Raw genomic sequence first — 23,299 nt, forward strand, 5'->3', positions numbered from 1 at the left:
ACTGCACGGCACGAAAGCGGTGACACCGTCCCCGGCAGGGTGACACCTGATCGAAGGAATCTGCCGTCGCAGAACTCAAAGTTGTCCAGATAAGTGAGGAAGACGCGCTCGCGGCGGTGAGGGGCTCCGACGGCGCTTGCGGGTAGCACCTGCCAGCGCGCATCGTACCCGCGGAGGGCCAGGTCTCCGAGAACGGCACCGAGTGCCCGCAGAGGATGTTCATCTCCGGCTTCTCCCAGACACCACGGGCAGAATTCCACGTCGCCATCGGCTGACGGGGCATGGGCGGAGGTGGACAGGAGCCCGCGGACGTTTTCAAGAACCACCAAGCAGGGTCGGAGAGTTGATATGGCGCGGGCGATGGTGTGCCAGAGGCCGGAGCGGGTGCCCTCGGCCAGGCCGCGCCGGTTGCCCGCGACGCTGACGTCGGTGCAGGGGAAGCCGGCGGCCAGCACGCACACCGGCTCGACGGTGCGGAAGTCGACCGTGGTGATGTCGCCCAGGTTCGGGACGCCCGGCCAGTGGGCTTCCAGGATCGCGGCGGCGGCCGGGGCTGGGTCGGCGTGCCAGGCGATGCTGCCGCCCAGGACGGCCTGGACGCCCAGGTCCAGGCCGCCGTAGCCGGAGCACAGGGACCCGATCCGCGGGCCCGGCGGGTCGGCGCTCATCGGGACCGCCCCGGGGCCGCGCTCTGCTCTGCCGGGGCTGCTGTCTGCGGTGCCGTGCCCGGCAACACGATCCTCGGGGGTTTGGCCCTGGCGCGGGCCGCGCTGGCGGCCTTCGCGCCGGCTGGACGGGAGCCGAGGGTGCGCAGGACGTCCGGCTCGAAGCCCGACAGGTTGCGCGCGACGCGGAAGGTGGCGCTGGCGGCTTCCTCGATGACGGTGTGGGCGTCGGTCAGCGCGGTGCGGAAGAGGGCCAGTTCCTCGGCGGTGGCGCCCTGCTTGCGGTTCTCGATCTGGACGGCGGCGACCAGGGTCGGCGCGGCGAACAGGTGCGCGCGGGCGACCAGCGTCGCGGCCCAGGCGTAGGCGACGCTGGCCCGCTGGTGGGCGACGGCGTCGACGGAGTCGCGGTCGGCGCCTTGCTGTGGCGGGTCGCTCTCGCCGTGCAGGTGGTCGTGGAGCTGGACGAAGCCGTGCAGGTGGCTGCTGACGGTGCTGGACGGGGGGATGGTGGGGAGCTGGGCGAGCTGCGCGAGCTTCTTGCCGTGGTCGCGCAGCATGTGGGCGGTGGAGGCCAGGATGTCGGCCTGGACGTGGAGGGGGAGGTACAGGTGGGGCTCCGGGGAAGGGGGATCCCGGTCGCGGGCGGTCGGCGACAGCGGGGGGTGAAGTGCCCCAGGGCCCAGGCGGGTTGGCAGCCGGGCGGGGCAGGGGAGGCTGCGGAAGGTCAGCGGCGCGGGGACGGCTTGGAGGCCGCGGGGGCGGGTGCCGCGGGATCCACCGGAACGGCCGGTCCGGTCTTGGGGGCCGGGCAAACGGCGGAGCGCAGACGGGCGGCGGCGCGGCGCACGGCTCCGTACTGGTTGCGGGGGCCGTCCGGCCGTCCGGCGAGGTGGTCGGTGTGCAGGTGCAGGTTCCGGGCGGCCTCGATCAGGGCGTCGCTCGCCGAGCGGTACGCGCTCTCCGCGTAGTCCAGGCTCAGGGGGCCCAGCGGGCGTCCCCGGCCTTCCGTGTCGACGGCGATTTCGAGGACGTCGCTCAGGAAGTACGCGGCGTAGGCGATGTGGCTGACGGTGCGGGCGGCGGCCGCGGCCTCGCGGCGGGCCGTCTCCGCGTCGTCCGGGGCGGCGAACGGGCCGGGCCGGGGCTGGACGGCGACGGCGACGGCCCGCGTGTGCAGGGCCTGCAGGATGGCGAGCTGCTGGACGGCCAGCTCGGTGGACGGCATGCGGAAGGGCTGTCCGGGGCGGGAGGGCCAGGCGGCGACGGCGGCGTCCACGCGGTCGGCGAGGGCGAGCAGTTGCTGCTGGCGGTCGGTGAGACGGGGCAGGGCGTGCTCCGGGTGGTGGGGCCTCAGCGGCCTCGGTGCAGCGGGATGACGGTGGCACCGGGGGCGGCCGGAGAGCTGGGGGTGGTAGCGGGGGGCGGGGTGCTGACGATCGCGGAGCGGGCCAGGGCGGCGGCGCGGGTGGCGCGGGGGCGGGCCAACTCGGCGGCGGCCGGCGGCGGGGCGGGCGCGATCCGGTCGGCGGCTTCGCGCAGCACGCGGGCGGCCTCGGCGACGGCTTCGTCTGCGCGGGCGAGGGCCTCGCTGGCCTGCGGCGGCCGGTCGGCCTGCGGGGCGAGCAGGGCGGTGGCGGTGCTGGCGATGTCGGCCAGGGCGCGGGCGGTGTGCTCGGCCGCGCCGGTCAACGCGGCCAGCACGCCGCGGTCGGCCGCGGGGTCCGAGACCTTGAACAGGTACTCGTCGGTCAGGTCGGCGACCGCCGACGTCAGGTGGGTCATCGGCCAGGCGGCCTCGGCAGCGTGGCCGGAGTCCAGGGCCGGGAGCAGGGTGCTGCGCGCGGACTCCAGCCGGGAGGCGGTACTGCGCAGCAGAGCCTGCGGGTCGCTGTCGGACAAGGCGTTGTTCTCCGATCCGGGTCAGCGGCGCACGGGCTTCGCGGCCGCGCTGCTGCTGGGGGTGTCGTTCGTGCCGGTGGGCGGCGGTGAGGAGACGATCCGGGTGGCGCCGCGGCGGCGGGCCGCCTTGGCGGCGGTCTCCGCTGCCTCGGCCATGTACCCGGACGGCACCATGACCAGGGGTTGGGCCAGATGGCGAGCCTGCTCGGCCAGATAGCGGGCGGCCTTGCCGTCCGGATCGGCCAGCGCCTCCTGCTCGCGGGCCAGTTCCCGCTTGCGGACGCGGTCGAGGCCGCTGCGGGTGCGGCGGATCTCGGCGATGGCGTCGGAGAACATGTCGTCGATCTCTCCGAAGCGCTGTGAGACGCGCTCCTCCAGGCCCGGCGAGTAGAAGTGGCCGCGGATCGTGGAGCGGGGGCGGGCCTGATTGGCGAGGTCGCAGACGCGGTCCAGCAACTGGGTCAACCGCTCCAGGACAGAAGCTGCCCGGGTGGCGGCGAAGCTCGGCCCCCAGTCCTCGCCGACGTTCAGGATCCGTGGTCCGCGGCGGTGCGACATCTCGGCCCGCAGCCCGGCGGCTACGGCGATGTAGGTGCCCAGGCCGGCGATGCTCTGGGCGAGCAGGTCCGGCATCTGGGCCGGCGGGCGGCGGGCAGTGTGCCGCACGTCGCGCCGGACGTCGGCCAGCCGGTCGGCGAGGTCGGCCAGGCGCTGGACGTCCTCGACGGCGATGTCGCTCATCGGCGCCGCCCGCCGGCGTGGAGTTCCTGGCCCTGTACGGAAGTTGCGGGTGTCGACCGGGGACGGCGAGCAGCAGCGGGGGGCTGCGGCGGGTCGAGGGCCAGGAGTTCGTCCCGGGCCGAGGTGATCCCGCGCAGTGCGGCGATCAGCGAGTTGTAGCCGACGGCCGCCGAGTTCAGGACCTGGTAGCTCAGCTTGCCCTCGCGCTCCTTGTCGTCCGGATCGCTGCTCTCGCGGTCCGCGGCGCTTTCCAGGGCGACGGCGCTCGCCAGGGCTTCGGCCAGGTGGCGATTGGCGAGCGCGGCGTAGTGGCGAACCTCCCGGAGGGATCGGGCGGCGATCCGCCGGGCCGGGTCGGCGTCGGCGCCGAGCTCGTCGAGGCGGATCGTGCAGTGCCGCATCACGGTCATGGCGTTCTCTGCGGCCTCGGTCAGGGCTGCGGAGGTGGGGACGCCGGGGTGGGCGGGTATGGAGGAGTGCTTGTTGAGCTTGACGGCCAGGTGGTAGAGCACGCCGCGCATTTCGGTCAGCTCGGCGGCCAGGTCGGCGTGGGTGGGGGCGGTGGTGGGGATGGACGGTCTCCAGGGGAACGGGGTGGCTACCGGCGCGGTGCCGAGGACGGGGCGGGGAGGAAGGGGACAGCGGAAGGCGCCGCGAAGCCGGGGGAGGATGCCGCGCGGATGGCGGCGCTGCGGGCGACGGCGGCGCGGCGCAGAGCCGGGAGGGCTTCGGAGCGGCCGGCGCGGGCCTGCAGACGAAGGCTGTCGCTGGCGTCCGTGAGGGCGAGCCGGGTGCGCGACAGCGCCAAGTTCAGCTGCAGGCCCGCCCGTCCGCGGACGTTGTCGGGAACCGGTCCTTCAAGGCCGTCGACCTCGTGCAGACGGGCGGCCATAGCGCCGGCCCGGCTGGCGGCGGCCAGGGCCTGGCCGAGGTGGGCGCCGGCATCGGCGAGTGCGCGGGCGGTGGCGCGCTGGGCGCCGGTGGCCAGCGGCGCCTGGGCCAGGGCGGTGGCGGTGCGCATCACCACCTGGTGGCGCTCGCCGATCCGCTCGATGTGGTGCAGGAGTTCACCCACCGACGGCGGGCCCTGCTCTCGGTACGCGCCGGGCAGGACGGCGATCAGGTCGTCGATGGCGTCGGCGTGGGCCCGCAGCCGGGTGGCGGCGGGGGTGGGCGGCCGCTGCGGGTGCTCGGGGTGCTGCTGGGTCAGTGCGTGCTCCTGACGGGTGCTCGGGGTGGAGCCGCCCGCTGGGACGGGGAAGGCGCGGCGGCGGAGACAGGGGCGGGCGGCGGGGTGGTGGTGCGGGCACGGGCGGCGCCGCGGCGTACCACGGCGGGGTCGCCACGGGCGGAAGGACCGTCGGCGCCGTGGCCGGTCACCGCGAGCCAGCGTCCCTGGACGGTTTCGGCGCCGCGGAGGGTGTGGAGGGCGGAGCCGAGCAGGCGGGCGGCGGGAACGGAGGCGTCCTGGGCCAGCAGGCGCACCGCTCCGGCCCGGGAGGCGGTCGTGCGCAGCAGGGCGGCGCGCAGGACCCGCTCCGCCCAGTAGCCCGGCTCTCCCTGGTAGCCGGCGCGGGTGAGGGTGCGCACGCGCTCGGCGGTGAGGGTGCCGTCGGTAAGGGCGCCGCGGTGCTGGACCTCCCAGAGCACGGTCAGCGGGTCGATCGGCTCGCCGCGGTGGGCGAGGCCGGCCAGGGCCCGGTAGACCTCGCGGTGTCCGGGGTCGAGGAGGTCGCCGGGGTGCAGCCAGCTGGCCACGTCGGCGAGTTCGGCGGGGGCGGCGCTCAGCGAGGCGAGCAGCGCCTCCTCCTGGTGCAGGGTCTTGCTCGCGGCGTCCTCGGAGAGTTCGAGCGGCCACTCGCCCGGTGCGGGCAGGGGCCGTGCGTCGAGCGAGTCCCAGGCATCGGCGAGTCGGCCGATGGTGGCGCGCAGATCCGCGGTCAACCGCAGTACCGCCTCGGGTTCGGCGCCGTCGGCGCGGGCGGCGGCCAGCAGCCGGTGGGCGTGCTCGTGGACCGCCCGCCGCACCGCGCTCTCCAGCACCATCCGGCCGTAGACGGCCGCGTGCTCGGATGCGGGACAGGCCGAGATCAGGGTGTGCCCGTAGGAAGAGGTGAAGGACGGGCAGAGGGTCGCGGCCGATGCCATCGCCTCCAGCGCCCACGCGCGCCGCGCCTCGGCGTCCTCGCCCGCGAGCGCCCGGTGGCCGGCCTGCTGCTGGGCGAGCAGCACCTCGTACAGCGCCGCGTGCGCGGGCCGGTAGAAGTTTCCAGGCTCCAACCATCCTGATACGGAAGCCAGTTGGTGTGGCGCGAGGAGCAGTGCGCCGAGGACGGCCTGCTCGGCCTCCATCTGCGGGGTCACCGCTTCCCCGCCAGCCGGTGTCCGTTCTCTCGGGCGGGGGCGGGGTGCGGTGAGGCAGCGACGGCCTGGGCGGGCGCGGGTGTCGAGGCGGCTACCGAAGAGGAACTCGTGGCCGCGGCGGCCCGGGTCCCCCCGGCGGTGCGGGGGCCGGCCAGGTCGGCGCGGATCTCCGCGTCGATCGCGTCCAGGTCCCTGACGTGCTTCCTGAGCGCCCAGGGGTTGACGTGGCGTTCTGCTTCGTCGGCGCGGTCCGCAAGGGAGGTGAGCGCGTCGCGGAGCCGGCGCAGCGCGTTCAGTCCGGCGGGCAGATCGAAGGGGGTGCTGTCGGCGGCTTTCCACTCGCCCGTCAGCGGGAGGAGGGAGGCGTGGATCTCCTGCGCCACCTCTCGCAGGACTTCCGCGTGCTCGTAGGCCCGGCCGGCCAGGGTCTGCGGGTGGGTAGAGCCGACGTGCTCCAGTCGGCGCGCCATCGCCTCCATCGCCCCCAGGCGGGCGGTGGCGGCGAACTCCGGGGCGCACGGCAGCGCGAAGGCCCCGGTGTAGTCCTCCACGGCGTCGCGCAGCCGATCCGGCCGCAGGCGGCGCGGCTGTAGCAGGTCCTGCTGGTTGAGCCGGTCGAGTTCGCCGGTACGCGCGTCGCGGAGGTCACGGCGCTCGCCAAAGGTGCCGTGCTCCGCGAAGCCGAACCAGTTCGAGGCGATCTCGCCGGCGCTCGGGGAGAGGATGCTGACCCGGACGCCGGACCACGTGTCTTGACGGATGGTCTGGGTCAAGGCGGCGGTGACGGCCATGTCGCCGCGCCGGGCCGCCTGCTGGACACCGGCGACGGTGCCGTCGCACAACGGGCTGATCAGCCGCAGCGCCTTGGCCCGGTCGACCGGGATACGCCAGGGATCCACGTGGGGACACCTCCGGGTGGGGTGAGGGGACAGAGGGGGCGGGCGCAGTGGCAGCGGGAGCTGTTCCGCGGGGCGGCAGCAGGGCCCGCCGGGATCCGCCGCCCGAGCCCGGGGCGGGGGCCAGGGCTCGGGCGGGTGCGTTCACCGTGTGAACCGCCTTGGGGTGCTGGGCGGTTGGAAGGCGGCGGGCGCTGCAGCAGGTGCGGTGCTCCGTGGAGCGGTGGGGAGTCCGGTGGCCGGGTCGGTGGCCGGCAGCGGGGCGAGGCGGCGCGGGTCGATCCGGTCGATCCACTCCTGGGCTTGCTTCTCGGTCCGGAAGGCGCCTTCGTCGAGGGTGTAGGCGGCCCGCAGGCGGTGGACGGTCTCCAGTTGCACGACGTACCGGCGTTCCGCGGCGCGGGGGTGGTTGTCCAGCAGCAGCACGAAGTGGGCCTCGCGCTCCTCCTCGGTGGCGTACTCGGAGTAGGCCATCTGCCGGGTGAGGATCTCGTAGCGGTCGCCGGAGCGGCGGATGCGGTCCTCGATCGTCCGGGTGCGGGCGTCGCCGGGCCGGGCGTACCAGTAGTGGCTGGCCGAGATCAGGCCCTCGGCCTTGGGGTCGTAGCCGTCGCCGCCCCAGTTGTAGGGATCGGGGGGCAGGGGGCGGTAGCGGGCGAGGGCGTCCGGGTCCGCGCCGCGGCGCACGAGCCAGTGGCCGGCCCACCCGAAGGTCAGGGTGTGGGCCTTGCGGACGTGGCAGGTCCGCTTGTCCGGGTCGAGCCGGACGTGGATGGCCACCGCGCGCTCCTCCACCCACGGCTCGCCTGCGGCCAGCTCGCACCCGGCGACGACGAAGTGCTCGGTGCTGTCGGTGCTCTGGTCGGCCGCGGCCACGATGTAGTGCTCGCTGTCGAACCACAGGTTGCGCAGGGTCTGGGCGCTGGCCTCGTCGGCGGGCTTCCACTGCTGGTAGAGGTTGTCGATCATCCCGGAGAAGCTCATACCGGCTCCCCCGACCTGCAGGAGTACGGGGAGCAGCCGTCCTCCGGGCCGAACTCCTCACGGTCGAAGGCGATCCGCTCCTGCGTGCCGAGGCGCTCGCGGCGTGTTCGGTGGTCGATGGGCGCCTCGGAGAGCGGGACGCGGGAGCGGTGCAGGTACGCCTGGCCGAGCAGCGGCCGCCCATCGGCGTTCGCCCGGGCGTTGCCGGCGCGGATCGCGGCGTCGAACTCGACGACGTCGACCCACTCCTCGGGCGATTCGTCACGGATCGTCCTCCACTGGGCGTTGCCGTGGAACGGACAGCCCAGGCAGCTGCTCTTCGGGGTGCTCTCCAGTCCGTGCTCGGCGAGCAGGGCCAGGCAGTCGCCGCGTGAGAGGCCCAGCTCGATCAGCGGGAACCGGTTGTGGGTGTACTTGACGTCGGCGTCCTTGGCCCGGTGGAACTCGTCCGTCGAGATGCCGATCCACTGCTCGGCGAAGACGCCGGTGGGGATGCGGGCCGGGTAGGGGTACCCGAGGATCTCTCTGACCTGCCGCTTTATTGGTTTGATCTTGTATTCGCCGGTACACTGACGGCGCGTCATCCCGGGGGTTCCGTCCTGGTTGAGGACGTAGAGCGGCATGCTGGCGAAGCGGTGGCTCGGGTCGAGGGCGTCGTCCCTGATGTTGCCGGAGGCGACCCGCAGGACGGGTATGCCGGCCGGGGCGGCGATCTCGCGCTCGACGCGGTCGAGGTGCTCGTAGACGCGCTTCGGCTCCCAGCCGGTGTCGGCGAAGATCGCGGCATCCAACTTCGGGAGTTCTCCGAGGGCGGAGAGCAGCAGCAGGGTGGTCGACTGCACGCCGGCACCTAGGGAAAGCGTGCGCACGGTCGGCCTGGCGGGGGCGGTGCCGGAGGAGGCGGGGGTGCGGTTCACGCGGCGGCCCCTGCCTTGGCGAGGGCCCGTTCGGTGATCGCTGCGGTCTGGGCCGCGGACGCCTTGCCGATCGCGGCGGCACCGGGTTCCTTGTACCAGGGCCGCAGTTGGAGCAGGGCGGGCTTGATGCCGGTGGCCAGCAGCAGAGCCTTGCCCTTGGGCAGGGCGCGGATCTGGTCGGGCGGCAGGATCCGCTCCTGCCGCATCGAGGTGGAGGTGGAGCGGCCCGACTCCGAGGTGGAGTGGGAGACGCTCTCGACGTCGTGCTCGCCGACCAGCCGGCTCAGGCGGTCGGCGAAGTCGGCGTCGTCGATGCCGCTGCCCAGGACCTTGATCGTGGCGGCGGACCACATGGCGTCCATGCCGGCCTCGCCCCAGCACTTCTGGCCCTGCCTGTAGGACTGGAGGATCGTGATCGGGATGACCCCGCGCGAACCCAAGTGGCTGTACAGGTCCGGGAGATCCTGGATTTTGCACACGTTGGCGGCCTCGTCGAGGATCGCCAGCAGCGGCGGGTCGAGCCTGCCGCCGTCGCGCTCGGCCTGGACGACGGCGGAGCGCATGACCGAGTCGGCCGCCGCGGCGATCAGCGCCGACGCGGAGCCGCCGCCGTCCTTGGACAGCAGGAACAGCGTGTCGCGGGAGGATGCGAAGTCGGCCGGCTTGAACTCCGGCAGGGTCTCGGACGGGGTGACCCAGACAGCGATGCTGGGATCCAGCAGGCACGCCGCGTACTGCCTGGCCGTCTCGTAGATGCCGTCGCGCGTCTCGACGGCGCCGGAAACGGTGCCCTGCAGCTGGGCGGCGATGGCGGTGAGCCCGGTCGCCTTGAGGATGTCGATCGGGGCGCGGTCGGAGGGCTGGGCGAGCCACCCGAGGACGTCGGTGATCGGCCGGCCGTCGGCGCCCGCCGCGAGGAACAGGGCGGTCAACGTGTTCGCCGCGGCCGTGCTCCAGAAGTCGGTGGCGTTGGAGGCGTCGACCGAGGCGGTGACGAAGTGCCCGGCCAGGCGGCGGGCGCCGGGCAGGTCACGGGCGTCGTGCAGCGGATCCCACCACATGGCCTGCTCGGTGTGGGCGATCTGCTGCGGGTCCATCGTCCACACGCGGCCGGTGGCCGAGCGGGCGTCGACGGTCGCGGTGAACGCATCGCCCGCCGCCTTGTTGGAGGTGAGCAGGACCGGGCCGGGGGCGGCCAGGATCGACGGCACGGCCAGGCTGGTCGTCTTGCCTGAGCGCGGGGCCATGATCGCGACGGCGACGTCCTCCCAGGACGCGCGGACCTCCGGGCCGCTCTCGCCCAGGGTGCCGAGCAGGATGCCGGTGTCCTGGGGGCGGATGCTGCCGGGCTTCGCGGAGGCGAGGCTGGGGCGCAGGCTCTTGGCCTTCGCGGTGATCTCCTTGGGCAGCAGCACCGCGAGGTCGCGGCTGGTGGCGAGCCCTGCGCTCTTGGAGCGGCGGTGGCGCAGCCACAGGCGCAGGCCGAGGCCGGCGGCTGCGGCGGCGAGGAGGCCGGGGGCGATGCGGGCGCCGAGCAGGAGCGCGACGGTGCCCAGGGCGGGCCAGGTCTGCTGCGGGTGCAGGGCGGCGGCGATCGGTTGGAAGGGCGTCCAACCGCCGCCTCCGAGGAGGGTGTTGGTGGTGTTGCCGCAGGCCCAGGCGAGGGAGCCGTAGGCGATCAGCGCAAGTCCGGCGCCGATGAAGGTGTAGAGGAGGGCGTCGGTGCCCGGGGACGGGGACGGTGAGGAATGGGAGGAGGGGGGCAGTGGGGGTCCTTGCAGGGGAAACCGGACCGCGGGAAGCAGCACGCGGTCGGCGTGGGGAAGCCGGCGCGCGGAAACAGCGCGGGCGGCATGGGGAAGGCCGGACTGCGGCCTAGGGCAGCGCAGTTGGCGGGAAGGGGCGCCGTCGCCCCATCGGGGGCGCGGTCAGCGCGCGGGCGGCTCGGCGATCCGCGGGTGCGGGGCGGCGGTGCGGGCGGCCTCGACGATGGCGGACTGGTGGATGCGGGCGCCCGGTCCGGCCGCCTGGGCGGCGGGCGAGAAGGCGCGGGCGGCCGAGTACCGCCGCCGGGTCTCGGCGACGTCGAGGTGTCCGAGCCGGTCGGCGACGGCAGCCACCCGGTAGGCGCCAAGAGCGAGTTCGGCGCCTTCGCGATAGAGGGGCTCGTGGACGGCCGGGTCGCTCCAGGCGTCGGCGGCGTGGGCGCCGAGACGGGTGAGGAGGGCTGCGAGCGCCTGGACGGGGCCGGGCGGCAGGAACAGCCCGTGGAGAAGTTCGGCGGCCTCGTCGGGGTCCATCGCCTCGATGCATTGGCCCAGGTCGGCGATGGCGTGGGATATGCGGGCGGTGGCGTCGTGGGCGCGGTCGGCGGGCGGGCGGGCGTGGGGTTCGGGCAGGAGGGTGCCTTTCGTTCAGCGGGATCGGCGTGCGGGCGGTGCGCAGGCCGGCATCTGGGTCGGGGCCGGGGTGCTGCGGACCGGGCGGGTACCGGGGCCGGGCAGCGCCGCCGCGGCGAGGCGGCGGGATTCGACGTCCAGTAGCTGGCAGACGGCCATGGCGCGGGACAGGTCGCGCTCCGGCGGCGGGGGGCGGCCGTCCGGGCGGGCGAGGGGCGCGATGATCCGTACCTCGTGGCTGTCCACCCGCAGCGCGATCCAGCGGCAGGACGGCGCGTCGCCGCCGGGGGCGATGCCGGTGGCGGCCAGTACCCGGCGGGCGGCTTCGGCCCAGCGGGCGTCGGTGAGCGGGGGCGAGTCGGGGTGGGCGCGCAGCGTGCAGTGCCACACGTCCCGCTCGCGCCCCGGACGGCGCTCGCGCTCGGGCCGCAGGCGCAGGAGGTCCGCGTCCAGGTCGGCCGCGAGGGCGTCGAGTTCGTCGGTTCCCGGCTGCGGGAGCTCGGCGACGGGCCTCCAGGCGGCGACGATCCTCACCCGGGGGTGGCCGGGGCGGTGGCGGGCTTGCTGCTGGGCGGAGGCCAGCAGGTCCCGGGTGCTGGCGTAGCGTGTGATGCTCGGGATCACTGGGGGGAACGTTTCTTCAACGCCGTGGCGGTGACGGCTGGGGCAGCGGGTGCGCGGCCGGCACCGCGGCCACGGCCGTCGGGGCGGCGGTGGAGCGGATGCGGGCGGGACGGGGCACTGCGGTGCGCAGGCCGTCGGCCACCTCCGCGAGGTCGGCGCCCGCGTCGTACACCTCCTGGCTGGTGCGGCCGAGGTCGAGCTGCAGGTGGGCGGTCCCCTCGCGGGCTCCGCTCCAGCGCGCCGCGGCGCCGAAGAACTCCGACAGCGCTTCGAGGTGCTGCTCCGCCTGCTCGACGAGGCGGGCCGCCTCGGCGGGGTCGACCGTCTCGTCGAGCCGGGTGGTCAGCCGGCGTACCGCGGCGGCGGGATCGGGTTCCGCGGCCGCCGCCTTGAGGGGGCCGTTCCCGTTCGCGCGCGCCGCGGCCGGGGCGGTCTCGGTGCGGACGGGCGCCGTGGTGCGGACGGCGTCCGGGGGGAGTTCGAACGAGGACCAGGGCCACAGGCCGCCGATGCGGTACAGGCCGCGGTCGTCGGGTGCGACGTCCTCGCTGCCGGCCATGCCGGCGTGCTCGGCCGTCCAGCGAAAGCGCAGCTCGCCCCCGCTGTCCCAGCGCGCGGTGAGGCCGCCGCCGTCGGCGGCGAGGTCGGCGGTGATGCGCTCGGCCACCTCGCGGGTGAACCCGGCGGTGCAGTAGGGCTGGGCGTCGCCGTCGGTGTGGTCGGGGCCGACCAGGCCGAGGTAGGGCGCGCGGTCGAGGGCGCCGTCGACCCAGAAGAGGTGCAGCCGCTCGCCGGACTCCGGGCGCGGGCCGGTGCTGCCGTGTGCGGCGGTGATCTCGGCGGGGCCGGTCGCGGCCCAGGCGGCCAGGCCCCGGGCGAGGTCCTCGGCGTCGTCGCCGGTGGCCTCCAGCGCGTCCTCGATCGCGTCGGCGACGTCGGTGAGGTGCTGGCGGACCTCGTAGGCGCTCGGGTTGGTCTGCTTCTCGGCGCCGATCGGGTCCAGGGCGCGGGCTGCCTGGCGGGCCAGGCGGGCGGTGAGGGCGAGCACGCCTTCCTTGGTCAGGAGCCCGGAGAGGAGCTGGGCGATCTGTCCGGGATCCGGGTCGTGGTGCCGAGCGGCGGTCGGTGAGGGGTCGAGGTTCGGGGCGGGTGCGGTCAGGTCGGCCTCCGGGAGGTGGTGCGGGCGGTCGGACCGGGCGGCGGGAGCGAGGCGTGCAGCGCCCTGGTGCCGGTGGAGGGGGTGGTGGAGCGGACGGTGGCGGCCTGGCGGCGGTCGGCGCGGGCCGCGGGGCGGGGAAGGTAGCTGACGGCGTCGGCCAAGGCGGCGAGGTCGGTCATGCGCCTGCTGCCGGTGTGGAAGAAGTCGGCCAGGCCGCCATCGGGGCCCTCGCCCGCGGTGCGGCGGACGTGGTCGCCCGCCCGCCGGAGCACATCGGCCATCGCGTAGATGGGGCCGTGCGGGCCGCTGACCAGCTGGGCAGCGGCGTCGGCGAGGTCGTGGACGCTGTCCATCTCCTCCAGCAGGCCCAGCAGTTGGTCGATGCTGCGGGTCATGGAGTCGAGGACTTCCATCGTCCGCTCGTCGAGGTCGGAGATCCGCAGCTCCGCGTCGAGGTCGACCCGGTAGCCGGCGGCGGCCAGGTGCTCGGCGGCCCGGGTGGCCAGGGCCCGCTGGATGAGCGGTCCCTCCTTCGCCGGCAGGTGCACCGGGGCGGCGGCCCGCCGCGGAGTACGGAAGCCGAGGTTCTCGATCAGGCGCAGGGCCCTCTCGTCGGCGCCGCGCACCTCCACCGGGCCGAAGGAGCCCGGCACGATGCTGATCTCGGGCCCGTTCACCGCAGGCTCCGGGCGAGGTACCCGGCGTTGGCAGTCACCTCGAAGGCGGTGGCGGTGGGGGGTGCCGGCGTGGCGGTCGCGGCGGCGTGGGCGGAGGCCGCCGCGGCGGCGCGACGGCGCTCGGCGCGGGTGGCCGGGACCGGCACGGGCGGCGGGTAGGCGCCGTCGTACTCGCGCAGCCGCACCGCCGCGGCCTCCACCTGTGTGCGCAGGCGCACGGCGTTCAGGGCGGCGGCGCTCAGTTGCTCCGACAGCACGAAGTCGGCGGGAGAGCCGTCGCTGCCGGCGGCGTGCTCCGCTGCCAGGCGCAGCGCTTCCTCGATCTCGTACACCGCGGTCTCGACGGCCGTGAGGGCCTGGGCACCGGCGGTGGGGGTGGGGCTGTCGTGCAGGGCGTCGCCCAGGCGGCGGATCGCCCAGGCGGCGATCCTCCCGGTCTCGGCGGTGTCGGGCTGGGTGTGGGAGAGAGCGGTGGTCAGGGGCGGCAAGGGGCGTGGGTCTCCAAGGCTGGTCAGTGGTGGGGGTTCTCGGTGGAGCCGTCGGCGGCGGCCAGCAGCTCCGGCAGGTCGCCCGGTTCGGCGTCGCGCTGGTCGATCCACCAGCCGGCCCGGTCGACGGCGCGGGCCTGCTCCTCGACCTCCTCCCAGGTGCTCTCGGCGAGGTTTCCCTCGGCGACCAGCACGCGGTAGGCGGCGGTCATCAGCTGGTGGCGCGAGCGCTCGCCCCAGGCCAGGGCGCGCTCGGGGCCGGACAGCGGCGGCATGCGGAACTGGGTGGCCCACCAGGTGGCGGCCTGCTGCTCCTCGGCGCGCTTCGTCTCCAGCCAGGCGGCGCGGCCGGCGTCGTCGCTCTCGCGCTGGGCGCGCCAGCAGTCGGTGCAGTCGCGCCCGGCGAGCCAGCGGGCGTAGCCGGCGCGCCGGTCGGCGGGGCGGGCGGAGAGGTCGTGGTCGGCGCTGTGCGAGCAGGCGTGCTCGACGGTCCAGACGGTCTTGACGGGCAAGGTGGAAGAATCTCCAGGTCAGCGGGTGTGGATGCTGTAGGCGACGCGCGGGTCCTCGGCGCGGCGCACGGCCTCGGCGGGCTGGGCTGCGGTGACGCGGCCCAGGCGCACGCTGGTGGCGCGGGCGGCCTGGGCGCGGGCGCTCAGCGCGGGGGTGACGGCCGCTCGACCGGCGCGGGCGGCGGCGCGGGGGCGGGCCGGGGCAAAGGCGGTGATCGCCTCCAGGTCCTGCCGGACGCCGCCGAGCATGGTCTGGGTGTCGGCCAAGGTGGCGGCGACCGCGACGGGGTCGAGCGAGTCCGGGTCGTCGCGCAGCTGCTGGGACAGCCCGAGGAGGATCTCGTCGATCACGGTGAGGGTCTTCTGTCGGTTGGCCACCATGGCCGCGATCCGGGCGTCGGGGGCGCCCTCGACGGCCGGGGCGGGGTGCAGCCGGGTGTGGAACGGGTCGGCCGCGGTGGTGCCGGCGTCCGGTGCGGACCGCTCGGGCACGGCGGTGTCCTTGGGCGGCGCGGCGGGAGCGGGCCGGGTCAGGAACGGGTCGGCGGGTCCGGCGTGCGCGGGCGGCGCCGGTGCAGCCTGGGCGGCGCGGGAGGAGTTGTCCTCTTCCGGGCGGCGAGGCTCGTACGCCAGGTCGGTGCTGACGTGCAGTCCGGCGGCGCGCAGGGCTGCGACGGCGTCGGTGGCGCGCCGGGTGCCGTTGGTGTCCGAGAGGTTCAGCGCGAACAGCTCCGGGTTGCCGGGGGTGCGGTAGAAGCCCTGCTGGACGAGGAGCTGTGCGGTGCCGGGGGCGCCGGAGCGGTCGGCGGCGGTGATGCCGTGCTCGGGGTGCGCGCCGATCACGACGTCGGCCGCGGGCCCGGTGCCGGGGGTGACGATCCTGGGGTTGGGGCCGGCAGCGGCGGCGGCCGGACTGGAGTAGTCGAAGACGGCGTCCGCGCTGACGGCGGCGCCGGTGGAGCGCAGGGCGGCGACGGCCTGCCGGGTGTGGAGGAAGACGCTGTCGGTGCGGGCGGTCAGGACGAGGTCGTCGGTGCCCGCCAGCGGGGTGAAGCCGTAGTCGGCCAGCAGGCGGCGGTGCTGGTAGGTCGCCCGGTCGAGGCCGGTGACCGCGACGCCGTGCACGGGGTGCCGGACGAACTGGATGGTGGGGTCGGGGATGCGGGGCTCCTAGAGAGTGGCGGCGGGGGCGGTCTGCGGGAGGACGGCGGAGGGCACCGGGGCGGGGCTCTGCAGGATCGGCCCGCCCATCAGGGCGTGGGCGGCCGCGGCGGTGGAGGCGGTGGCGGCGCTGGAGCGGGCCGAGCGGGCCGCGGGTGCCGGGGCCGCGGAGGTCTCCAGGACCGCGTCGAGGCCGGAGAGGTGGCGCTGCAGGCCGGCGATGCTGATGTGCAGGGCCTCGGTGGCGATGCGGGCCTCGTCGATCCGCCCGCCGATCTCCTGGTCCTGGCCGACGGGCAGGCCCGAGGCCCACTGGCCGATGTCGTCGAGCAGGCCGGACAGATGTGTGAGGGCGCCGGTGTCCTGGTCGCTGGCGGCGTCCAGGAGGTCCGCGATGTCGCTGCTGTCGGTCAGGGTGCGGATGTTGCCCCGTTCGACGGCGAGGTCCTCGACCGCCTCGGCCAGCCGGTCGGCGGAGGCCGGCCGGGCGGCGAGCCCGCGGGTGGCGACCTGCACGCCCAGGCTCTGCAGGACCAGGCTCACGCGGGCGGCGGCCACCAGGGCCTGGCGCTCGCTCAGGCCGGACGGCTGCAGGTAGATGTCCCGGTCGCTGTCGTGGGTGAAGCCGAAGCGGTACAGGATCTCGGGCACCAGGGGCTCGGTGGCCTCGGTGGCGGCCGCCGCGACGATCCCCTCGACGGGGTGGCGGGCGAAGACGATGTCCGCCCCGTCCGGGACGAGGGTGCGCTCCGGCTCCAGCGGGCCGTTGAAGGTGTCGACCCGCAGGCCGCCGACGTTCAGGAAGAAGGCGGCGCGGGCGGCACGGGCGACGGCGTCCGAGCCGGTGAAGAGGTAGGAGCCGTCGTCGGTGCGCACCGCGTCCTGCTGTTCGAGGAGCCGGCGGGCGCTGTCGGGCAGGCGGGCCACGGTACGGGCGGTGATCGCGCCGTCCGGGCCGGGGGCGAAGGAGATGTCTGCAGGCATGTGGGGGTCTCGCTGATCGAAGAGGGGCGGGAAGCGGCGTCAGCGGCGGCGGGCGTCGGGTGCCGCGACGGCGGGGTGGACGGGGCGCTGCGCCAGGCGGGCGGGCAGTTGCACCGCAGCGGCGGGCGCGGGCACGCGGGTGCGGGCGGGCTTGGGCGGCACGGTCTCGCGCAGGGTGTGGACGCGGAAGTCCCGGCGGGCCTGGCCGGCGTACCAGAGGGCGTAGTCGTCGGTGACGCCGAGGACGCCCTCCTGCGGGTGGTGGACCAGGCCGAGGTAGTGGTCGAGCTTTGCTGCGGGGGTGGCCAGCATCCACTCGACGCCCCCGAGGGTGCGCCGGGCCTCCACCAGCAGCCGCCCGCGGGCGATGTCCTCGGTGAGGGTCCACGAGTGATCGGTCACCGCTGCGGCGGCCAGGCGCGCCCCGGCCTCGGCGCTGGCGGCGCGGGCGACCGCGGCGGCGTCGGGGAACGGCTCCGTGCTGCGCAGCCACCGGTAGTGGCGGGCGACATCCGCCGAACGCTGGCCGGGATCGTGCCAGTTGGCCACACGGCGGCCGACCGCGATCAGCAGGTCGACGGCCACGGAGGCGGCCTCGATCTGCTCGTGTTCGTCGGCGGCGCCCGGTGCGATCCCCCAGGCTCCCAGCGGCTCGATCCGGCGGTCGAAGCCGCAGTGGTCGAGGACCAGCCGCACCAGCGGGTCGCCCTCGTCGCCGGCGATGGCGAACTCGCCGACGTCGTAGTCCCAGCCGAAGGCCACCGCCGGCCGGTGCGCAGGGGTCACCGGCCCCGCGCGGCGACCGGGGCCGCGGTCGCCGCGGCGGTGGCGGTGCTGTGCTGCTGCTCGGCCTCGGCCAGGAGGTCCAGCAGGTCCTGCTCGGCCTCGTCCCGCGCGGTGGCGATGTCCTCCAGGACCTCCAGCTGGGTGGCGATGGCGTCCAGCAGCCGGTCGTCGACCCGGCGCTGGCGGTCGGTGACCAGCCGCAGCCGGACGAGCTCGAAGGCGCTCTGGGTCTCGGCCTGGGCCAGGCGCCGGTGGGCGTCGCGCAGGCGGGCGGCCGCGTTGTCGAGACCGTCCTGGGCGTGCAGGACGGCGATGCTGAGGCTGGTGGCCGCCTCGACCCGGGCGTCGAAGCGGGTGAGGGGTGCGGACAGGGCGGGCATGGGTACCTCCGGGGGCGGGGGAAGCGGGCGGGTCAGAACGCCAGGCGGGGAGCCTTCGCGGGAGCGGGCGCCGCGGGCGCGGGGACGCTGGGCAGGTCGAGGTGGAGACGGTCGGCGTTGCGCGTGGTGGTGTGGGCGGCCGAGGCGCGGGCATCGGTGGCGGGCGGGGAGATCGCCGCGGGCAGGGACTGCGGCCTCCCGAACCCCTCCTCGGCGGCGTCGAGGTCGGGGTAGTGGACGACGCCCCACCAGCTGCTGTCGGACTCGGTGTAGAAGGTCGCGGCCTTCCCGGTGGCCGGGTAGGTGCCGAGCAGCTCGGCCTCGCCGTGCGCGCCCGAGTAGCGGGCGTGGATGACGAGGTGGCCGGCGGCGAGGTCGTCGACCACGTGGTGGTGGAAGACCGTCCCCGGGCCGATGGTCCGCACCGGGCGGGCCTCTCCCGCCGGGCCGGCCTGTTCGGCCTGCTGGCGCTGCTCGTCCTCGGAGTACAGCCGCAGCAGGCCGTACCCGTGCGCGGCCAGGAGCCGGGCGGCGTCGCGGATCATCCACTCGGCAGAGATCACCGGCTTCTCGGGCAGGCGGTACAGGACGTCGGCGCTGTGCTGGAGGAAGCCGGCCTCCATCAGTTGCGCGGCGCAGACCGCGTTGGGTGCGAGGGCGGTGTGGGTGCCTAGGGCTGCGTCGTAGGCGACGCTCACGTGCGTCACGGCTCCTGCCCCCCGCCGCCGAAGCCGGCGGGGTCGGGGCCGGTGTAGCCGTAGACCGCGCGTTCCAGTTCGCCGAGGTGGGTGAGGCCGCTGTGGAGGCGGAAGGCGTCCAGGCGCTCGGCGACGTAGTCCTGGCGGTCGGCCTCGGCGACGGCGACCTTGGCCAGGTTGCGGGTGGACAGGCGGCCCCATTCGAGGAGGTCGGTGGGGGTGGCGTGCTCCATCCACACCCACACGCCGCCGCCCAGCTTCAAGATGCCCTGCGGGTGGAACATCGAGGCGCGGCGGCGGGGCTTGGGGCTGCGGCGCTCGCCGAAGCCGCGCACGAGGGAGCCGGCGAGCTTGCCGACGGCGGCCGAACGGACGTGGACGTCCAGGTCCTCGTCGGCCAGCCGCTCGCGCAGCTCCGCTTCCAGGTCGCTGCGGCGGAAGCGTCCGGCCTCGTCGGTGACGTGGGCGGCGGCGTCCTCGACGATCTGCCACAGCCGCAGGTCGGCGGTCACGCTCACGCGGCCTCACGCTCACGCCACGCCTGGGCCATCTCGGCCAGGGCCTCGATGGCCTGGTCGATGACCTCGGCGGTGATCGCCCGGCCGGTGAGCATGAACTGCGGGTCGTAGAGCAGGGCGGTGCCGGTGCCGCGGGCCTGGGCCAGCGGCGGGACCGTCTCGCACAGGAAGGTAGTGGCGACCTTGCGCCGGCGAACCTCCTCCTCCGCGCGTTCCTTGCGCTCCGCCCACGCCCCGGGCAGCGTCAGCTCCCCGTCGACGACCTTGTCGGCCAGCTCCGGGTCTTCCGCCCGCAGCCGGGCGAGCTGGGACTCGGCGGAGTCCGCCTGCGCCTTGGCCTCCCGGGCGGTCTTGTACGCCGCGTCGAGTCCTGTGGCTCCCGAGATCACCGCGTCGACGAGGTCCGGTGCGTGACGCAGCACGGTGTTGGCCTGGCCTACCCGGCCGACCGAGACGCCCGCCGCTTCAGAAACTGAGCGGACCGACTGTCCAGTTTTTGAATGGGGGTCTCGTTCAGAAACTGAAGCCGCCTTCGCGGCGACCATCGCAGCCTGGCCCTTGGTCAGGCTCCGTCGGCGGATGTTGACCGACAGGGCGTAGGTGGCGGCGTCGGTACCGTCGTAGGTGGTGAACTGCGGCTCGAATCCGGCGATCTCGCACGCGGCGAGGCGGTTTCGGCCGTCGAGGATCCGGCCCTGCTCGTCGAGGACGATCGGGTGGATCTGGCCGAGTTCCTTGATGTCCTCGGCGAGCGCGTGCAGATCGTCGTCGTCGAGCATGGGGAAGACGGCAGCGGTGGGATGGGCTTCGATGGGGTTCTCCTGGTTTGGGTGGGGTCGGTGTCGAGGGTCACCGCCGGACAGGGCGGGCGGCTGGGAGTCGGGAGCGGATCACGCGGCCCGCAGGGCTTCGGGATTCGTGAACCCGCGGGGGTTCTCGCCCATCCGGGCGTCGGTGTCGAACAGGGCGCGCTCGGCCGGGTGCAGGACGTGCTGGACGATGAAGGAGCGACCGGCGAGCTTGTGGAGTCCGCGGCCCCGGCCGCAGTTGGCGATGGCCTCGGTCTCCACGCCGGTCAGGCCCAGCAGGCTCGCGGTGGCGGCGAGTTGGTCGGGCTCCTGCCGGTAGATGATGCGGGTGGCGCAGTCGGAGAGCAGGCCCTCGGCGAGGACTCGGCCGCGGGATCCGGCGTCGCCGGCCGACAGCAGGTCGGACAGGCGGTGGATGACGATGAGGTTGGCGATGCCCAGGCCGCGGGCGAGCTTGAGCTGGGCCTGCATGCGCTCCAGCAGCGGCAGGTGCCGCATCAGGCGCCACGCCTCGTCGTAGACGACCCAGCGGCGGCCGCCGCTGGGGTCCGAGAGCGCGGCCTCCATCCAGGCGGAGGCGCAGGTCATCGCGAGGATCAGGCCGGTGTCGTCGCCTGCGGAGCCCAAGGCGGACAGGTCGATGCTGAGCATCGGGGCGGTCGGGTCGAACTCGACCGTGCTCGGGGCGTCGAACATGTTGGCCAGGTCGCCCTGGACGAGGCGGCGCAGGGCGTGGGCGAGGTCTTCGGCGGCGGCGCCCAGGCGGCGGGCCGGGTCGCCCAGTGCGTCGTCGAGGCGTGCGGCGTTGCCGAGCATGGAGGCGATGTGGCCCAGCAGGGGGACGCGGCCGGTGCGGTGGGCGTCGGCGACGACCTCGTCGAGGGCGACGTCGAGCGCGGTGTGCTCCATCGGCAGCAGGTCGCGGTGCAGGACGGTGCGGGCCAGCGCCGCCAGCAGCAGCAGCCTGCGCTTGCGGACCTCGGCCGCCCAGTCGTCCGGGTCGGCGCCCGGCGGCGGGGGCGGGGCGTCGAGCGGGTTGAGGCGTCCGCTCATGCCGGGCCCGAGCGAGATCGTCCGGCCGCCCAACTCCCGTACGACGGAAGTCCATTCGCCCTTCGGGTCGCAGGGGACGTAGACCTTGTAGCCGTGGGCGATCGACCGGGTGGCGATGGACTTGGCGAGCGCCGACTTGCCCATGCCGATCACGCCGGCCAGCACCACGTTGGGATTGGTGAAGCCCTCGACGCGGCCATACAAGGCGAAGGGGTCGAAGAGGTAGCTGGATTCGGAGTGGACGTCGCGGCCGAGGTAGACGCCGCCCGCCCCGAGGCCGCCTTCGGCGAGGAAGGGGAACGCGCCGGCGGCGACCGCGGTGGTCATGCGGTGCGGGGGGAGGCGGAGTTTGCCGCCGCGGGCGGAGGCGGGGCCGGGCCGGCCTGCGGCCGGGTAGAGGGGGCGCTCGTCGAGTTCGTCGACCTCTGCGGTAGTGCGGTGTACCGGCTGGTCGGCGAGGCGGGCCTGGCGGCGGGCTTCGGCGAGGTCGCGGCGGGCGCGGCGGCGCTCGGCGCGAGCGGCGCGGGCGGGGGTGAACAGGGGACTGGCGCTGGTGCTGGTGCGGTTGCGCAACCGGTCTCCTCTCTGCGGGGTCGGGCTCAGCGGCGCAGGAGGCCGGGGGCGGGGGCGTGCAGATCGGCGGGGGTGGTGATCCGGCGCAGCCGGGCGGCGGCGACGGCGCGGCGCTGGCAGATCGTCAGGTCGGGTGCACCGTCGGGAAGGCGCAGCGCGCAGGCTTCGCGGGTGGGCCGTCGGCCGTCCGCGCGGGGGGCGGCGTGGTAGGCGTCGTGGAGGTGCTCTGCCACCTGCCACACGCGCAGGCGGGCGTTGTGGAGGTGGTCGCCGGCGGCCGGGGTGTGGGGGCGAGTGCGGGCGGTGGCGGTGTCGAGGAGATCGAACAGGGCGACGGTGTGGGCGTGGAGGTCGTCGAGCTCGGTGCGGGAGACGGCTTCGCCGTCGGCGAGGCGGGTGTGGTGATGGACGTCGACCGCGGCGCTGGCGAAGCGCAGCAGGTCGCAGCGGTCGGGGAGGTCGTGCGTCAAGAAGTGGGTGCCCTTCGGCGGTCAGAGTCGGGCGAGGGGAAGGGCGGCGGCGGTGAAAGCCTCTGCCTGCTGCATCGTCAGGCGGCGCAGGTCGATCAGGGCGGCGACGGCGGCGGTCTCGACCTGGGCGCAGGCGGCGCTCAGCTGCTCCGGTTCGTCGGCGGAGACGACGAGCAGCCCGGTCATGGCGACGTCCGCGTGGCCGGCGATCAGCTGGAGTTCGCGCTGCTTGACGTCGGCGTACTCGACGGTGTCGGTCTCGGAGTCGACCTGGCCGCGGCGCACGCGCTCGGCGGCGTCCGAGATGATCGTCGCCTTCTTGCGCTGGACGTCCTTGAGCGCGGCATCGAGCTGCTGGGGGACGTAGGTGATCGACAGGGTCCGCCGCACGCCGGAGGAGTAGAGCAGCTGGTGGAGGAACCCGGCCGAGGTTTCGGTGCGGGGCCACTGCTCGATCCAGAAGACGGTGTGGTGCGCGGAGTCTGTGCGGATCGACTCCGGCTCCTCGACCAGGACGACGGGGCCGGCGGCGGCGACGTCGGCCTCCGGGCGGCCGTTCTCGCTCCAGCGCTCCAGCGCGCCCAGGACGGCCGGGTCGTAGGCGGTGCGCACGACGGCGGCGATCTCGCCCGCGGTCAGCCAGCCGCCCGGGGCCAGGCCCGCGCCGCGCACCGACTGGTCGAGGCTCGCGGTCAACTGCTGCAGGACGGCGAAGGCGCCGGTGAGGCCGCCGCCGGCCTGGTTGATCAGGCGGCGGGCCTCGCGCAGGTCGAGGGCGACGGCGATGTACGCCTCGTGCGGGGCGGCGCTCGGTCCGGCGGCGGCGAGGAGGTCCTCGTAGATCGGGCCGGCGACGGGGGTGGAGGGGCGGCCGTGCTCCAGCCAGTAGCGCTGCAGGGTGTCGCCGGAGTCGGGGACGGTGCGCTCGATGACCTGGATGCGGGTGATCTGCCCGGAGCGGGAGAGCGCGGCCAGCGTGCGGCCCCAGCCGTTCACGTTGGCGTTCTGGGTGGCGGCATCGAGCAGCGCGAACGCGCGGGAGGAGACGCGGGTGACGGCGGTGAGGGTGCCCTGCTGCTGGTCGTGGACGGCGCCGAGGCGGCCGTCGGGGCTGGTGACGGCGCGCAGGGAGGCCGCGGTGCCGGGCAGGTGCAGCAGCCCTTCGCGGCGGGGGCGGGTGGAGGGCCTTGCCAGCCACAGGAGTTGGCCGCGGGTGCGGCGCAGCTGGTAGCGCAGGGCGATCGGCACCCACTCGGCGAGGGAGCGGCCTCGGATGCGGACCACGATGGCGGCGCCGAGCAGGGCCCACAGCGGGGTGAGGAAGAGGGCGGCAGGGACGCCCATGGTCATCAGGACGGCGAGCAGCAGCAGGCCGCCGGTGCCGGCGATGGCGAGCTGCGGGAGGTTCAGGCCGAGGAGGATGCCTCGGCGGGCGCGGACGGGGAATCGGATCGTGTCGGGGTATTCGCTGGTCAGGGCTGTTCTCTACCTGGGGTGCGGGGGCGGGGCCGGTCCGGGCCCTCCCGGACCGGAGCGGCA

General features: G+C 75.0%; 28 protein-coding genes. All 28 read right to left on the bottom strand.

Translation table 11 applies throughout. The features are described from left to right. On the bottom strand, positions 1-668 hold a 668-nt coding region (locus ABD345_RS08580), incomplete at its 3' end, for a DNA cytosine methyltransferase (RefSeq protein WP_344551335.1). Continuing rightward, a complete protein-coding gene (locus tag ABD345_RS08585) occupies positions 665-1,225 on the bottom strand; it encodes a hypothetical protein (RefSeq protein WP_344551336.1) in 561 nt (186 codons plus the stop codon). The genes ABD345_RS08580 and ABD345_RS08585, both read right to left, overlap by 4 nt. 167 nt (positions 1,226-1,392) lie before the next feature. Beyond that, positions 1,393-1,893 carry a hypothetical protein gene (locus ABD345_RS08590; RefSeq protein ID WP_344551337.1) on the bottom strand — a complete coding sequence of 167 codons (501 nt, stop codon included), beginning with the start codon at positions 1,891-1,893 and terminating at the stop codon, positions 1,393-1,395. A gap of 125 nt (positions 1,894-2,018) precedes the next feature. Beyond that, entirely contained in the window at positions 2,019-2,567 is a 549-nt protein-coding gene (locus tag ABD345_RS08595) for a hypothetical protein (RefSeq protein WP_344551338.1), read from the bottom strand. 21 nt (positions 2,568-2,588) lie between these two features. Next, positions 2,589-3,308 (bottom strand): hypothetical protein, encoded by a 720-nt coding sequence (locus tag ABD345_RS08600; protein ID WP_344551339.1) that lies wholly within the window; start codon positions 3,306-3,308, stop codon positions 2,589-2,591. After that, entirely contained in the window at positions 3,305-3,820 is a 516-nt protein-coding gene (locus tag ABD345_RS08605; RefSeq protein ID WP_344551340.1) for a hypothetical protein, read from the bottom strand. Before ABD345_RS08605 ends, ABD345_RS08600 begins: the two co-directional genes overlap by 4 nt. Positions 3,821-3,906: 86 nt before the next feature. Further along, entirely contained in the window at positions 3,907-4,383 is a 477-nt protein-coding gene (locus ABD345_RS08610; RefSeq protein WP_344551341.1) for a hypothetical protein, read from the bottom strand. 131 nt (positions 4,384-4,514) lie between these two features. Continuing rightward, positions 4,515-5,660, bottom strand: a complete 1,146-nt coding sequence (locus tag ABD345_RS08615; protein WP_344551342.1) for a DnaB-like helicase N-terminal domain-containing protein — start codon at positions 5,658-5,660, stop codon at positions 4,515-4,517. Positions 5,661-5,668: 8 nt separating this feature from the next. Continuing rightward, positions 5,669-6,571, bottom strand: a complete 903-nt coding sequence (locus ABD345_RS08620; protein ID WP_344551343.1) for a hypothetical protein — start codon at positions 6,569-6,571, stop codon at positions 5,669-5,671. Between the two features lie 141 nt (positions 6,572-6,712). Beyond that, positions 6,713-7,552 (bottom strand): hypothetical protein, encoded by an 840-nt coding sequence (locus ABD345_RS08625; protein WP_344551344.1) that lies wholly within the window; start codon positions 7,550-7,552, stop codon positions 6,713-6,715. Continuing rightward, positions 7,549-8,379, bottom strand: a complete 831-nt coding sequence (locus tag ABD345_RS08630) for an adenine nucleotide alpha hydrolase family protein (protein ID WP_344551490.1) — start codon at positions 8,377-8,379, stop codon at positions 7,549-7,551. The genes ABD345_RS08625 and ABD345_RS08630 overlap by 4 nt, the downstream gene beginning before the upstream one ends. 86 nt (positions 8,380-8,465) lie before the next feature. Then, positions 8,466-10,235 carry a type IV secretory system conjugative DNA transfer family protein gene (locus ABD345_RS08635; protein WP_344551491.1) on the bottom strand — a complete coding sequence of 590 codons (1,770 nt, stop codon included), beginning with the start codon at positions 10,233-10,235 and terminating at the stop codon, positions 8,466-8,468. A 162-nt stretch (positions 10,236-10,397) separates the two neighbouring features. Continuing rightward, positions 10,398-10,769: a hypothetical protein gene (locus ABD345_RS08640; RefSeq protein ID WP_344551345.1), complete on the bottom strand. Its 372-nt coding sequence runs from the start codon at positions 10,767-10,769 to the stop codon at positions 10,398-10,400. A 114-nt stretch (positions 10,770-10,883) separates the two neighbouring features. Continuing rightward, positions 10,884-11,492: a hypothetical protein gene (locus tag ABD345_RS08645; RefSeq protein ID WP_344551346.1), complete on the bottom strand. Its 609-nt coding sequence runs from the start codon at positions 11,490-11,492 to the stop codon at positions 10,884-10,886. A gap of 16 nt (positions 11,493-11,508) precedes the next feature. Beyond that, positions 11,509-12,540: a hypothetical protein gene (locus ABD345_RS08650; protein ID WP_344551347.1), complete on the bottom strand. Its 1,032-nt coding sequence runs from the start codon at positions 12,538-12,540 to the stop codon at positions 11,509-11,511. Positions 12,541-12,647: 107 nt separating this feature from the next. Next, a complete protein-coding gene (locus ABD345_RS08655; RefSeq protein WP_344551348.1) occupies positions 12,648-13,328 on the bottom strand; it encodes a hypothetical protein in 681 nt (226 codons plus the stop codon). Next, positions 13,325-13,816: a hypothetical protein gene (locus ABD345_RS08660; protein WP_344551349.1), complete on the bottom strand. Its 492-nt coding sequence runs from the start codon at positions 13,814-13,816 to the stop codon at positions 13,325-13,327. The genes ABD345_RS08655 and ABD345_RS08660 overlap by 4 nt, the downstream gene beginning before the upstream one ends. A gap of 23 nt (positions 13,817-13,839) precedes the next feature. Beyond that, positions 13,840-14,328, bottom strand: a complete 489-nt coding sequence (locus ABD345_RS08665) for a hypothetical protein (RefSeq protein WP_344551350.1) — start codon at positions 14,326-14,328, stop codon at positions 13,840-13,842. An 18-nt stretch (positions 14,329-14,346) separates the two neighbouring features. Further along, a complete protein-coding gene (locus ABD345_RS08670; RefSeq protein WP_344551351.1) occupies positions 14,347-15,453 on the bottom strand; it encodes a hypothetical protein in 1,107 nt (368 codons plus the stop codon). A gap of 45 nt (positions 15,454-15,498) precedes the next feature. Continuing rightward, positions 15,499-16,473: a hypothetical protein gene (locus ABD345_RS08675; RefSeq protein ID WP_344551352.1), complete on the bottom strand. Its 975-nt coding sequence runs from the start codon at positions 16,471-16,473 to the stop codon at positions 15,499-15,501. A gap of 39 nt (positions 16,474-16,512) precedes the next feature. Further along, the gene (locus tag ABD345_RS08680; protein ID WP_344551353.1) at positions 16,513-17,259 is read right to left on the bottom strand and encodes a hypothetical protein; all 747 of its coding nucleotides are present in this window, start codon (positions 17,257-17,259) and stop codon (positions 16,513-16,515) included. After that, complete coding sequence (locus ABD345_RS08685; RefSeq protein WP_344551354.1) at positions 17,256-17,639, bottom strand: hypothetical protein; 384 nt, start codon at positions 17,637-17,639, stop codon at positions 17,256-17,258. Before ABD345_RS08685 ends, ABD345_RS08680 begins: the two co-directional genes overlap by 4 nt. A 32-nt stretch (positions 17,640-17,671) precedes the next feature. Continuing rightward, positions 17,672-18,346, bottom strand: a complete 675-nt coding sequence (locus ABD345_RS08690) for a hypothetical protein (RefSeq protein WP_344551355.1) — start codon at positions 18,344-18,346, stop codon at positions 17,672-17,674. Further along, a complete protein-coding gene (locus ABD345_RS08695) occupies positions 18,343-18,855 on the bottom strand; it encodes a hypothetical protein (protein ID WP_344551356.1) in 513 nt (170 codons plus the stop codon). The genes ABD345_RS08690 and ABD345_RS08695 overlap by 4 nt, the downstream gene beginning before the upstream one ends. Next, positions 18,852-19,634, bottom strand: a complete 783-nt coding sequence (locus ABD345_RS08700) for a ParB N-terminal domain-containing protein (RefSeq protein WP_344551357.1) — start codon at positions 19,632-19,634, stop codon at positions 18,852-18,854. Before ABD345_RS08700 ends, ABD345_RS08695 begins: the two co-directional genes overlap by 4 nt. Positions 19,635-19,745: 111 nt before the next feature. Further along, a complete protein-coding gene (locus tag ABD345_RS08705) occupies positions 19,746-21,290 on the bottom strand; it encodes an ATP-binding protein (protein ID WP_344551358.1) in 1,545 nt (514 codons plus the stop codon). Between the two features lie 26 nt (positions 21,291-21,316). Further along, positions 21,317-21,760: a DUF6238 family protein gene (locus ABD345_RS08710; RefSeq protein ID WP_344551359.1), complete on the bottom strand. Its 444-nt coding sequence runs from the start codon at positions 21,758-21,760 to the stop codon at positions 21,317-21,319. A 21-nt stretch (positions 21,761-21,781) separates the two neighbouring features. Further along, the gene (locus ABD345_RS08715) at positions 21,782-23,236 is read right to left on the bottom strand and encodes an SCO6880 family protein (protein ID WP_344551492.1); all 1,455 of its coding nucleotides are present in this window, start codon (positions 23,234-23,236) and stop codon (positions 21,782-21,784) included. Positions 23,237-23,299: the final 63 nt, after the last annotated feature.

Source organism: Kitasatospora saccharophila (assembly GCF_039529925.1).
Taxonomy (GTDB): domain Bacteria; phylum Actinomycetota; class Actinomycetes; order Streptomycetales; family Streptomycetaceae; genus Kitasatospora; species Kitasatospora saccharophila.